General features: G+C 54.6%; 6 protein-coding genes, 1 tRNA gene and 1 rRNA gene. 4 read left to right on the forward strand and 4 right to left on the reverse strand.

Annotated features, from left to right (window positions below; genetic code table 11):
- Window positions 1–366: ribosomal RNA gene (locus G6L28_RS13385) — 16S ribosomal RNA — on the reverse strand; the annotation flags it as partial.
- 757 nt (window positions 367–1123) lie between these two features.
- Between G6L28_RS13385 and G6L28_RS13390 the strand changes: the two genes are divergently transcribed.
- Window positions 1124–3064, forward strand: coding sequence for a M23 family metallopeptidase (locus G6L28_RS13390; protein ID WP_174064328.1), 1941 nt, complete (start codon window positions 1124–1126; stop codon window positions 3062–3064).
- A 39-nt stretch (window positions 3065–3103) separates the two neighbouring features.
- On the opposite strand, the gene clpB is transcribed toward G6L28_RS13390, so the two are convergent.
- Window positions 3104–5722, reverse strand: a complete 2619-nt coding sequence (gene clpB / locus G6L28_RS13395; RefSeq protein WP_174064329.1) for an ATP-dependent chaperone ClpB — start codon at window positions 5720–5722, stop codon at window positions 3104–3106.
- Window positions 5723–5978: 256 nt separating this feature from the next.
- On the reverse strand, window positions 5979–7967 hold the full coding sequence (locus tag G6L28_RS13400) for a glycosyltransferase family 1 protein (protein ID WP_174064330.1): 1989 nt from the start codon (window positions 7965–7967) through the stop codon (window positions 5979–5981).
- 233 nt (window positions 7968–8200) lie between these two features.
- On the opposite strand from G6L28_RS13400, the gene G6L28_RS13405 reads away from it, so the two are divergent.
- Window positions 8201–10060: a class I SAM-dependent methyltransferase gene (locus tag G6L28_RS13405; protein ID WP_174064331.1), complete on the forward strand. Its 1860-nt coding sequence runs from the start codon at window positions 8201–8203 to the stop codon at window positions 10058–10060.
- 18 nt (window positions 10061–10078) lie between these two features.
- On the forward strand, window positions 10079–11845 hold the full coding sequence (locus G6L28_RS13410; protein ID WP_174064332.1) for a rhamnan synthesis F family protein: 1767 nt from the start codon (window positions 10079–10081) through the stop codon (window positions 11843–11845).
- Window positions 11846–11974: 129 nt separating this feature from the next.
- On the opposite strand, the gene G6L28_RS13415 is transcribed toward G6L28_RS13410, so the two are convergent.
- Window positions 11975–12059, reverse strand: a tRNA-Leu gene (locus G6L28_RS13415).
- A 230-nt stretch (window positions 12060–12289) separates the two neighbouring features.
- Between G6L28_RS13415 and G6L28_RS13420 the strand changes: the two genes are divergently transcribed.
- Window positions 12290–12805, forward strand: a complete 516-nt coding sequence (locus G6L28_RS13420; RefSeq protein ID WP_174064333.1) for a disulfide bond formation protein B — start codon at window positions 12290–12292, stop codon at window positions 12803–12805.
- The last annotated feature ends 41 nt before the right edge of the window (window positions 12806–12846 follow it).

Consider the following 12846-nt stretch of genomic DNA (forward strand, 5'->3'; position numbering starts at 1 on the left):
CAGTCCCAATGTGGCTGATCATCCTCTCAGACCAGCTATGGATCGTCGCCTTGGTAGGCCTTTACCCCACCAACTAGCTAATCCAACGCGGGCTCATCCATCCCCGATAAATCTTTCCCCCGTAGGGCGTATGCGGTATTAATTCCAGTTTCCCGGAGCTATTCCGCAGAGATGGGTAGATTCCCACGCGTTACTCACCCGTCTGCCACTCCCCTCCATCAAGAAAGCTTCTTAAAGAAGCATTCTTAGATCTTCTTCCTTTCAAGGAAAATTCCTTCAAGCTTGCTTGAAGGAGGGGCGTTCGACTTGCATGTGTTAAGCCTGCCGCCAGCGTTCGTTCTGAGCCAGGATCAAACTCTCAAGTTGAGAATTCAATCTTGAACAAAATCACGTCATTCTGAATCGACGAGAACTTCACACCAATCTCAAGACCATCAACACGCTTCACAGCGCGCAAAATGGACAGCTTCGGTCCCGCCATTGCAAAGCAATGGCGAAAGGTATCGAAGCCAATCAAGATCAGGTGTATTCTCATTAAAACGTGACCGTCAAAGTCTATTCCAGAAACCAGTATCTCTACCAGTCCCGCAAGCCTCGCCGCCCACGTTTCTCTTTCTTCTCATATTCAATTGTCAAAAAACTGACACATCTAAGCGTCACAAAATCAACCTCACCAAGCCTAAACCCGGCAAAACAACAAGCAACCCGCTCATCATATCGTGATTTCTTTAGAACGAGGAACTTCGTCGCCAGCAGCGCCGCCGCCCTCGTCAGTGAGCGGACTTATAAGGGAAGGCCTTGGACATAGTCAACAGCGCTTTTTCATAAAAATGAGAAAAACAAATATCCATATGTTTTTGCTAGGCTATTTCAAATTTTACCACCAACTCACCTAACGAAAGCACCTCAAACACCTCTTCTGGCCCTTCAAACGGAAACAGCATAGAGACACGCCACTTTTTCGCCGCGAGTTGCCCATATCTGCATCTCTTAACGAATGGTTACATGAAAGCAGGGGACGCAGCCTCATCGAACCCTGCAATGTTTGACTCGCGACTTCGAAAGTTGCACACCTTCCTTAGACGGGTTCAGGAGATCAAATGCAAAACGGGTCGCTAAAGGCATGACGTCGGATCGGGATATGATCCGTTCGCTCGGCACCGAGCCGCCCATATTGGCGGAAGGGCGACGAGCCCCTGATCGTCGAGAAATCTCCCTTCGCTGGCTCAGCGGCACCTTCCTGACAGGCATCACCTCTTCCATTTTGATGGGCGTCGCGTTGTTCGCAGCCCTCGACGGGCGTCAGCAGCTCGCTATTCCAGCTGAGGCCTTTGCCCGTAGCGATATGGAGCAATCCGCTTCCGAGACCGTTCGTCGCGGCATACGCCTTGTGGCTCCCAATATCGCTGCACGGCCTTCCGACCGATCCGTGTTGGAGGTTTCTACTGTCATTCACGATGGTGACAAGGAAGTGGTACGCAAGGTGCCCTTCGCTCATGTGAAGATCGCGCTCGCTGCCAACTACAATTCTCAGGAAGAATACCCACCCTTCGATCCGCTCAATATCTTTGCAACGGATGAAGAGAATGAACCGTCTGCCGCCAGCAGAACCGGCACCATCTACGGCTCCGAAGTGGAATCGGAAGTCAGCCTGAAGACGGTGGCGTTTCCGACGCGAAGCAGCAAATTCGCCTATGCAAGTTCGATGAGTTTCGATGAGGTCGAGGAAGCAGTTCGTTCCAACGGCTCCATATTGACGGATGGTAACGAACAGCTTGCGGCCCTTTATTATATCGATCCGCGTCGCTTCGAGGCCGATGAAGACGTCGATATCACTGCCGGACTGTCCGCACGCGTGGTCGAGCAGAACATGTCCGTTTCCACGCCCCAGGCTGCGACCGTTCAACTACCGGAATATGCAGATGATGTGATTCCCGTGCGCCAGGCAGAAAAGATCGAGGAAGCTCTCTTCGGGGCGGGCTACTCCAAAGAACAGGCAAAGCAGACATCGAAGGCGCTGGCTGCGGAGTACGGATCGTCCGACGCGGAGGCGGGTGACGTCCTGCGGGTGGGCATCATCCAGAACGATGAACAGGCCGACATCGTACGCATCAGCCTTTACCGCAAGTCACGGCACGTCATGACGGTGGCTACGAATGACGACAAGGTTTTCGTGCGCGCAAGTGAACCGCCGCAACTCGATGCAGTTGCAAGCGCTTTTGAGGGCGGCAACACTATACTCAATACGAACCGCGATCTCCCGCGGGTTTATGACGGCGTCTACAAGGCAGCGCTTGCATACGGGATGAACCAGACGATGGTTTCCCAGCTGATCAAGCTTCTGGCAAGCAGCGTCGATTTTCAGGCTCAGCTGAAGCCGACGGATGCACTTGAAGCTTTCTTCTCCGTTGAAGGACCGGACGGCAAGGCGACACCGCAATCCGAGTTGCTCTATGTCAACGCGAAGTTCGGTGACAATGAAACCCGCTTTTATCGCTTCCAGAATTCCGACGATGGAAGCGTCGATTATTTCGATGGTGAAGGCAAGAGTATCCGCCAGTTCCTGATCCGTAACCCGGTTCCGAATGGCCGCATGACATCTGGCTTCGGCATGCGCCGTCACCCTATTTTGCGGTATAGCCGGATGCATACCGGTACCGACTGGGCGGCTCCCCGCGGCACGCCGATCATCGCAACCGGTAACGGGGTCGTGGAAAAGGCTGGCTGGGCTTCCGGCTACGGAAACCAGACGTTGATCCGCCATGCGAATGGCTATGTATCATCTTATAATCACCAGAACGCCATCGCCAAGGGTGTCGTCGATGGCGCGCGTGTCACACAGGGTCAGGTCATTGGTTATGTAGGATCGACAGGTCTATCGACCGGCGCGCATCTTCATTACGAGCTGATCGTCAACGGCACGAAAGTCGACGCAATGAAGGTACGTCTTCCCGGTGGAAAATCACTTTCTGGGGAAGCGCTCGCCCGATTCTCTGATGAGAAGCGGCGAATCGACGCCTTGCTCAACACCGATGGCAAGTCCGATCAGGTCGCGAGCAGATAATAAAAAAGGGCCCTTAACCAGGCCCTTTCCTTTTTGATTTTACGCTGCGCTGGCGGTTTCCACATTCACGTGGGACGGCTTGACCTTGAACAGCAGTCTATCGGTTCCAGACGTTACTTTTACGTGCGCGCCGTCCGGGATTTCCCCGCCCAGAATCATCTCCGCAAGACGATCCTGCACCGACTTCTGAATGACGCGCTTTAGCGGACGAGCGCCATAGGCCGGGTCGTAACCCTTATTCGCCAACCAGATACGAGCGTCCTCATCCAGATCGAGCGTGATCTTACGATCGCTGAGCAGCGTGAGGAGGCGTTGCAACTGGATATCGACGATAGCGCCCATCTCATTCCTATGCAGGCGGTGAAACAGGATGATGTCGTCGACGCGGTTCAGGAACTCGGGGCGGAAATGCGACCGTACCCGTTCCATCACCAACTCACGCACAGAATCCACATCGTCATTATCGCTCATCTGCGTCAGGAATTCCGAACCCAGATTCGATGTCATGATGATGATGGTATTCTTGAAGTCGACGGTGCGACCTTGACCGTCCGTGAGACGTCCGTCATCCAGAACCTGAAGCAGAACGTTGAACACGTCAGGATGCGCCTTCTCGATCTCATCGAACAGCACGACCTGATACGGACGGCGACGAACCGCTTCGGTCAAAGCTCCACCTTCCTCATAGCCGACATAGCCTGGAGGCGCACCGATCAACCGGGCAACGGAGTGTTTCTCCATATATTCCGACATGTCGAGGCGAACCATCGCAGTTTCGTCATCGAACAGGAAGCGTGCCAGCGCCTTCGTCAACTCGGTTTTGCCGACACCGGTCGGGCCGAGGAAGATGAAAGAGCCAATCGGGCGGTTCGGATCCTGCAGGCCCGCACGCGAACGGCGAACCGCTCTTGAGACAGCCTGCACAGCTTCGCCCTGACCGACCACGGACTTGCCGAGCTCGTCTTCCATACGAAGCAGCTTTTCACGCTGACCTTCCAGCATTTTGTCCACTGGGATACCGGTCCAGCGGGAAACGACGTGTGCGATATTATCCGCCGTCACCACTTCCTGGACCATCGACCCGGAACCGCTGCTATCGCGCTCTTCTGCGGCAGCAAGTTCTTTTTCAAGGCCTGGTATGATGCCGTAGGTAAGCTCGCCCGCACGCTGGAACTGGCCGCTGCGCTGAGCCGTCGCCAGCTCGGTGCGTGCCTCGTCCAGTTGCTTTTTCAGGTCTGCGGCATGACCGAGCTTCTGTTTTTCCGCCTGCCAGCGGGCCGTCAGGGCGTCTGCTTTCTCTTCCGTATCGGCCAGCTCATCCTCGAGCTTCTTCAAGCGGTCGGCGGAAGACGAATCCGTTTCCTGCTTGAGAGCTTCCCGCTCGATTTTCAGCTGAATGATACGGCGATCCAGTTCGTCCAGCTCTTCAGGCTTGGAATCCACCTGCATGCGGAGGCGCGAAGCGGCCTCGTCCATCAGGTCGATTGCCTTATCCGGCAGGAAACGGTCGGTTATATAACGGTTCGACAAGGTAGCAGCCGCAACCAGGGCCGAATCCGAAATTCGAACCTTGTGGTGCTGCTCGTACTTTTCCTTCAAGCCACGAAGAATGGAGATCGTATCCTCGACCGTAGGCTCGTCAACCACGACGGGCTGGAAACGACGCGCAAGAGCCGGGTCCTTTTCGACATGCTTGCGATATTCGTCCAGCGTGGTCGCGCCGACGCAGTGGAGTTCGCCACGCGCCAGAGCGGGTTTCAGCAGGTTGGAAGCGTCCATGGCGCCGTCCGCCTTGCCAGCGCCAACAAGCGTGTGCATCTCATCGATAAAGAGAATGATGCCGCCACTTTCTGCCTGAACTTCGTTCAGAACAGCCTTCAGGCGCTCCTCGAACTCTCCACGATATTTCGCGCCAGCAATCAGCGCACCCATATCGAGCGCCATCAGCTTCTTGTCTTTCAGGCTTTCTGGCACATCGCCATTTATGATGCGCAGCGCAAGGCCTTCGGCAATCGCCGTTTTACCGACGCCGGGCTCACCGATCAGAACCGGATTGTTCTTCGTGCGGCGCGACAACACCTGGATCGTGCGGCGAATCTCATCGTCGCGACCAATCACGGGATCGAGCTTGCCGTCTCGCGCCTCGGCCGTCAGATCGCGCGCGAATTTCTTCAGGGCATCGAAGCCCTGTTCGGCATTGGCACTATCGGCCGTGCGGCCTTTGCGAATGTCATTGATAACCTGATTGAGGGCCTGCGCAGTGACGCCAGCCTTCTTCAACGAAGATGAAGTGGAGGCAGAGCTTTCGATGGCAAGCGCCTGCAAAAGCCGCTCGACCGTTACGAAGCTATCGCCAGCTTTTTTGGACAGGTCTTCAGCGGTCGAAAAGACCTTCGCCAACGGTCCGGTGAGTGAAAGCCCACCATTACCGCCGGAAACTTTCGGAAGTTTCGCCAAAGCTGCATCGTTTGCCAGCCGCGCTTCCTTCGCGTTACCGCCAGCGCGCTCGACCAAGGATGCAGCCATGCCCTGGTCATCGTCCAGCAGGACTTTCAATACATGCTCGGCAGCGAATTGCTGGTGGTTTTCCGCAAGCGCATAGGTCTGCGCCGACTGAAGAAATCCACGTACACGCTCGGAATATTTTTCAATATTCATATCATCATCTCCTCTTACCGCCCTGCCCGCTTTCGGCACAGACCGGATTGTTTGGAATGAGGCCCCCTTGAGCGGCAGGCCTTTTCGGAAACTGGAACCATCGTTCGAAGCTCCGGAAGCAGCAGGTTCTTTTCAACCCGCTTCTATCGTCGATGATATGGTATGGAGATTGCGCGCTTTAAAGAGCATGAGATCGTCACGTTGCAAAATTTCGACAGTCCCAAGGTCTTGAGAGAATGCAGGGGTTTCGTCCGTTTCAAGCCTGCTGCATGACCTTCATCAACATATCGGCCTGCAAGCGCGACGATATGGCTTCAAAGCCGCGATTGGCGATGATTGACCGGCCCTCAGCGTCAGCTATCAGTGCCTTGCATCGTTCCACAAGACCATCGTAACGCTCGATGGCGACACCCTCCTTGAAGGATGAAAGGTCTGGATCATGAATATTTCCTTCGCTGAGAACGCAAACCCCGTTGGCCAGCAGATAGGAAATCCTGACGATCTCGAAAACCGCGCTTTCATAATGGTGGATGTTTATGACGACTTTCGCTCTCGCAATCGCCTCGTCTCGCTCTTGTCCGTACACGTTGAATAGCGGCTTTACGTTCAGGCCTTCATCGCGTAGCGCCACCAGAATGTCGCGCCTGCGGTCATTCATCGAACCATAGAACAGGACATCGATGTCTTTTTCGTGATTTTGCGGGATACGTGTCAGACGCTTGCTGTAACCCACCTCCAGCACGCGGGCGTGCGTAATGCCTTTGCCCGCCAGATTTTCCCTGTTGCGCTGGCTGTAATCCAGCACCGGGAGAGTTTTCAGCACGGCTGTATAACGTTCGTTTATCCAGGTACTGTCTGCCGAGACCTGCTCCAGATTCATGATCACGCTGCCTTTCGGCATGCGAGACGCCACCTCGCTCGTGAGCAGATTAGCGCCGTAGATGATCGGCGAACGACCAGCAAACTCACCAACCTGACGAATGATGGGCGCGGAACCGCCAAGTTCTTCGAAGGCTCCCTGAAGCCCCTGCGCGACCTCGTCGAAAGCTTGACTATGCGTGTAACCCGGGGGGGTGACGATCCAGATGCAATGCCGGTTCTTATGCGCCTCCCACCCACCTACAAACGGGATCAAACGGGGATCGACGGGAGCAGGTATGGCGGGAGCGGCAGGCACCGGTGCAACAGGCTGCTTCATTGCCGTCAATGCCGCAGCATAGGGTGGAGGCAAAGATTTGTCTCCACGGCTGCACGCACTGCCGATGCCCTGCGGCGACGCTTCCCGGTGCATACGCGGCATCCAGGTCGGGGGATCATCGCCATGCCATATAAGCTGCGGCTGCTTGACGATCGGCATGCGCGTTTCCTGCCATGCTTCCAGATAGGCCTTGTCCTTGCTTTGCAGAAACTCTTCCTTGCACTCGAAAAGGCTGTGCAGATAACGACCGACGCGTCCGCCGAACCTCCATTCGAAATCTTCCGCAGATGGGACGAACGCGGATACGGTCATTCCGCTTGCCACTGCATGGGGAATGTAAAGGCCCAGAAGACGTTCGATAACGAAGGGCCGCATCGCGGCATCCGCGTCACGGCTGTAGTTTGCGTTTCCGCTATAGGCCTTACCCACCGGTGTTCCCAGTTCCGCTTCCCGTTCAAGCGAATCCAATACGTGTTCACAGAAGGCAAAATAGCCCTGCCAGAATCTTCGGTTTGCAACGAAGTAGTTGCAGAAGAAAAAGGACGTTCGACCCTGCGGAGCAGCAATCGGATAACCCTTGTTTTGCAAATACTGAAAAATGGGATTCATGCCGGGATGACCGCCCATCATCGCATGTTCCCAGACATTGCTGTAAATCGCGGCGTGGCCGATCAGCGGATTGTAGAGATAGGCATCTGCACCGCTCTTTAGCGCGAGCTCCGCTTCCGAAATGAACGACGTCAGCGTCGAAACGGACTTTAGTTCGAACTTGCTGGAGACCAGCCCCCAGAACATGTTTTCAGGCAAATCGACAGCCGCATGGTGCTGGTCGAGAATACGGAAAAGTTCATATTCGCGGGTGCCGGACTGCGTATTGAACGAGATGTCGAAGGCAAGCGCGAGAGGATCAATGCCCTGAAGCTGGCCCGCATCGAGATACGGCTGGTAAACGAGAACTCCACCCGTCTGCTCGGCCCTTTCGTTCAACTGCTGGAGATCCGGCAGGCCGACGGGCATTATCGGGGGGGAAGGCTGGTTTATCGTCAACTTACGTTTCCTCGGCTGTTTTCGAGCAAGGCTCGAGCGCGCTCAATTCCATGGTGCTCTCCCGGCATTATCTCCCCTCAATCTTGCGCCACCCTGTTTGCTGCGGTCTGCACAAACCCGTTCAAACAAGGTAAGGCCCGCTAAAGCTTGATCTGCAAAAACACCGCGTATGTCTAAAGACCGTGGGAGCCAAGACTTTGATCCTGCGACAAACGAGCAGGATTCATCTTCCCATGCGCACAGAACTCCAGAAGCATTATCGTTATGATGAGGCGGCGAACATATGGGCTCGCCCGAATGGCGGTGAAAGCTTCAAGTATTCTGACGGCGACGAAGTTGAAAACCGGGTTTATCGCATCATAAAATCTGCGTCGGACAAGTCTGTGCTATCTGTACCCTTGAAATCCGCGATCACCGACTGGCCATCCCTGTACCACCTCAGCCCATTGAGAGCGAACTTGATGCGCCCCATCGTCAAATCGCTTGAGGGACCAGTTTTGGAAATCGGCTGTGGTTGCGGTGCAATTACACGTTTTCTCGGTGAGGAAGGACTGGAAGTCGTCGCTCTTGAGGGCAGCACACGCCGCGCAATGATCACTGCTGAACGCTGCCGCGATCTTAAGACCGTCGAAGTTCTGGCGGAACCCTTCCAGAATTTCATGACCGATCGGAAATTCAAGACGGTCACCCTGATTGGCGTCCTTGAATATGCCCGCGTTTTCTTTCCGAGCGCCGATGGACGTGATCCCGTGGATCTCATGCTGGAGAGAGCGGCCGAACTCCTTGAGCCAGATGGAGTTTTGATCGTAGCGATCGAAAACCAGCTTGGGCTCAAATACTTTGCTGGTTACAATGAAGATCACCTTGCAAAGCCTATGGTGGGGATCGAAGGCAACTACAATTCATCGACTGTCGTCACATTCGGCAAGAAGGAGCTGGATCAGCGTCTTCGTACTGCTGGATTAGGGGAACAGGAATGGTGGTTCCCCTTCCCGGATTATAAGCTCCCGATAACGGTCATCTCTGAAGATGCTCTCGTGTCCAACGACATGCCGGTGGATATCGCGGCAATGATTGGCGAAGCTTGCCGTGCCGACCGTCAGGCGCCTGAAATCACCACGTTTTCCCTGGATCTCGCCTGGAGTGCCATCACCAGAAACGGTCTTGCCGCAGATCTGGCCAATTCATTCCTCATCGTTGCCGGGCGGCAAAAGCGAAACGCGGGAGATGTCTTCGCATATCACTACGGACATACCCGGTTGCCGCAATATGCCAAAGTCGTTGAATTTAGACATGAAGAAGGCTCCTTCGCCGCTGTGCGAAAGGCGCTGTCGAAGACCCCTGCCTCACCAGTCCCCGGCGCTCCTCAACTCAAGGAAACACATGAGCCGCTCGTTGGTGGCGAAATTTGGCGAGACCGTCTGCGCCTGTTGATGCAACGCCAAGGGTGGAGTCAGAACGATATCGCTCTATGGGCAAAAGTCTGGTGGCTCACGGTCACCGATATCTACAAACAAGACCTGGAAAGCGTTCCCTATAACAAGCACACTCTTCTCCCGCCGAGCGCTATCGATGCTATCCCTCGCAACCTCATTGTTCAGGATAACGTCCATATCACCTTCATCGACCAGGAATGGAGTGCTCCGGGGCCGATAGAATTGGGCTATCTTTTTTACCGCGGCGCGGTGGAAGCCTTGAGCGGCGTAGACTTCTGCGTCAAACCAGCCTCGGAGTTGTCAACGCGCGTGCTTGACCTCCTGATCGTAATGGCCAGAGCGATCGAGATCGAACTCAACGCTGACGACCTCTTGCGCTATGCGAATGACGAATTTGCCCTGCAGGAAAGTGTCAGCGGAAATCCCACTGTCACGAATGCTCAACAGGTCCTCACGCGCGTTATCGCTGAGCGAAAACCCTATTATGACATCATCAAGCGACAACATGCTGCAATCCTACAGCAACAAAAGCAGATCAAAGATCTAACCGCGCATTCTGAATATCTCAAAGCCAGCTCCGGCGCGGTTAAGGGTGCGCTTCAAAGCGGGGAAAACGATGAGTGGAACGCTTTTCTACGCACGCGTTCAGACTCATAAAAAATAGAAGAGACCAATATGTGGACAATACCCAACTGGCTCTTCGACGGTGACTGGTATCAGGGTCGCTATGCGGATGCCATTCCTTCGAACATTACGCCAAAGGATCATTACGACCAGCTTGGAGCACGGTCGGGCTATTCTCCACATCCGCTTTTTGACGCGGCATGGTACTGCAAGAAGCACCCCTGGGCGCTCACCAATGGTATGACCGCCGCCGAGCATTATGTAACGATCGGCAGCGCAAAAGGATATTGGCCGCATCCTCTGTTCGACACCGGTTTCTATAAGAAAAATCATAGAAATGATCTGATCGGAGACACCGATCCGCTCGAACACTTCCTGACCCTCGGTGAAGCGCTAGGCTATGCTCCTCACGAGTTATTCGACACGTCCTACTACCGGCGTAAACATGCCGCCGATCCGGTAGCTTCCGCGAGACCTTTCAGGCATTACCTTGCGCATGGTCATCTGGAGGGGTTCGATCCCAACCCCTATTTTGACACCGGTTGGTACGCCAGAGAGCACGCTATTGGAGAGCGAAATGCGCTGGAGCATTACGTCGACATTGGAGAACGGCTGCGCCTCTCCCCGCATCCACTTTGGGATGAAAAACTTCATCTGGACAGAAACGAAAAGCTCCGCAAGGTCGTTGCCTCCAACCTTGTGGCGAGCGGATATCGTCACTTCGTAATCGAGGGCGCTGCTCTGGCAGAGGCCGATAAGGCCCCCTTCTTATTCACGATGGACGAGCATCTTTACGGCTACAACGCCAAGGCCTACCTTGAGGACAATCCAGAAGCCGCAATCGCTGTCCGCAGCGGGCAGTACCGTACCGGGCTGGCGCATCTTTTTAACGAGGGATTGTCCGCCTTTCGAAAGGAAGGGAAGCCGTTTTACGGCGAAAAGCGTGATGTGACGCTTGTCGATCAACTGGCTGGAAATACTCATGCCAAAGGCAAATATCTCTGCTTGTTCGCCCATTTCGACCGTCACGACATCATCGACCCCTATGTCATCACCTATCTAAAGGCGCTTCAGGACGCCGGAACCGATATCGTTTTCGTCACACCAACCCGAAATGAAGCTGAGCTGAAGAAGGTTCTCCCCTACGTCAGACATGTCTTCGTCAAACTCAACAATGGTCACGACTTCGGATCGTGGTGGCTGGCGTTATCACAACTCGGCGCGGATTGTGGAGAGCACTACGAGCGCGTCTTCTTTGCCAATGACAGCATCTACTTTCCGGTTCGGCCGATGCAGCCATTCTTCGACGCTGTGGAGCGGCAAACAAGCAACATTTACGGGCTGAGCGATAACCACGAGATTGCCCATCACGTTCAGAGCTATTTCCTGTCATTCGACAGCGAAGCACAGAAAAAATTGTTTCCGGTTTTCATGGAGAGCTTCGCCAAAGCGCATATGCTTCCCAAAAGCGAAATCATTCAGCGTTATGAAATCGGCCTATCGCTGATGGCACAGGATCTAGGGCTGACAATCGACGCATATTATTCCTGCCGCGTCGGGTTTTCCCGCAGCATGAACGACCCCAAGCTGGCACGCTGGAAAGACTTTTTGACCGAGCGGGCCGGGGTGTGCAACTCAAGCATCATCCTTTGGGATATGCTCATCGAACATTTTGACTGGCCAGCGCTCAAGGTAGCGTTCCTGACAACCGGCATCCCACTCAGCCGCGAACGATCACGAGAATTGCCTCGACTTATCGCCGATGGCGAACAGAAAATACACGATCTCGTCAACCATCAGCGCCGTATCGCGTCATGAGACATTGGTCGATTTCTTGTCGGTTGGGATATATTGGACGGCTGAAAATATAGGCCGTTCTTGCTAACGCTCTTAGCAGCTGAAAAGAAACCATAAAAAGACTTCGCGTTCAGTGGGAATCGCGATTTTTGGTGCCCCTTGCCGGAATCGAACCAGCACTCCTCTCGGAACCTGATTTTGAGTCAGGCGCGTCTACCAATTCCGCCAAAGGGGCAACTCCGAACCATGTCCGGGTGGTATGCGGCGGACTATACGAACCGCGGGCTTAAGGTCAACCTGATTTTTGCGGAAATCGCGATTTCACGAAACTTTGCTGACGGGCGACGTCCCTCGGAATTGCCAGCCTGCGCAGAGTGGATTAGACCCATGAGGCAACCAATGTCCCGCCTTATTTTGCACCTGTTCGGGTGATTTGAAATTTCCCCCAAGACACGAAGGGCCATCATGGCATACGCAGCCTCTACAGAAAAAAGCCGCACGCTTCCTGCGGTCTTCGTTACAGCCGGAATGGTGGTGACCATAGGCACCGCCCTCGGATTTCAGCATATTGGCGGGTATACGCCTTGTGCCCTTTGCCTTTTGCAACGAGACCCGTATTATTTCGCAATTCCCGTAGGCCTTATTGCCATCGCCACCAGCATTTTCAGGTTGCCGACTTGGCTGACGAGAGCGGCGCTGGTCATCATTGGCATAGCCATGCTGATCGGTGCCGGGATGGGCGTTTATCATTCGGGCGTCGAGTGGGGCTTCTGGCCGGGGCCAACGACTTGCGCCACTGGCGCGCCTTCAATCACCACCAATGCCGGTAATCTCCTGAGCGATCTCAATGCCATCAAGGCACCATCCTGCAACGACGCTGCGTTGCGCGTGCTGGGACTTTCCTTTGCCGGATGGAATGTGATTGCCAGCATCGCACTGGCCGCAATCGCGTTTTGGGGCGCGGCGCGCAAGAGCGCCTGAAGCCATGAGAGCGTTTCCTTGTTAAATGGAAACGCTCTAGC

The organism is Agrobacterium larrymoorei (assembly GCF_013322225.1).
GTDB lineage: Bacteria > Pseudomonadota > Alphaproteobacteria > Rhizobiales > Rhizobiaceae > Agrobacterium > Agrobacterium larrymoorei_A.

Excerpts from the sequence above, each read along its gene's own strand:
- G6L28_RS13390 (WP_174064328.1), top strand. The coding sequence starts at position 1,124 with ATGACGTCGGATCGGGATATGATCCGTTCGCTCGGCACCGAGCCGCCC.
- clpB (WP_174064329.1), bottom strand. The coding sequence starts at position 5,722 with ATGAATATTGAAAAATATTCCGAGCGTGTACGTGGATTTCTTCAGTCG.
- G6L28_RS13405 (WP_174064331.1), top strand. The coding sequence starts at position 8,201 with ATGCGCACAGAACTCCAGAAGCATTATCGTTATGATGAGGCGGCGAAC.
- G6L28_RS13410 (WP_174064332.1), top strand. The coding sequence starts at position 10,079 with ATGTGGACAATACCCAACTGGCTCTTCGACGGTGACTGGTATCAGGGT.
- G6L28_RS13420 (WP_174064333.1), top strand. The coding sequence starts at position 12,290 with ATGGCATACGCAGCCTCTACAGAAAAAAGCCGCACGCTTCCTGCGGTC.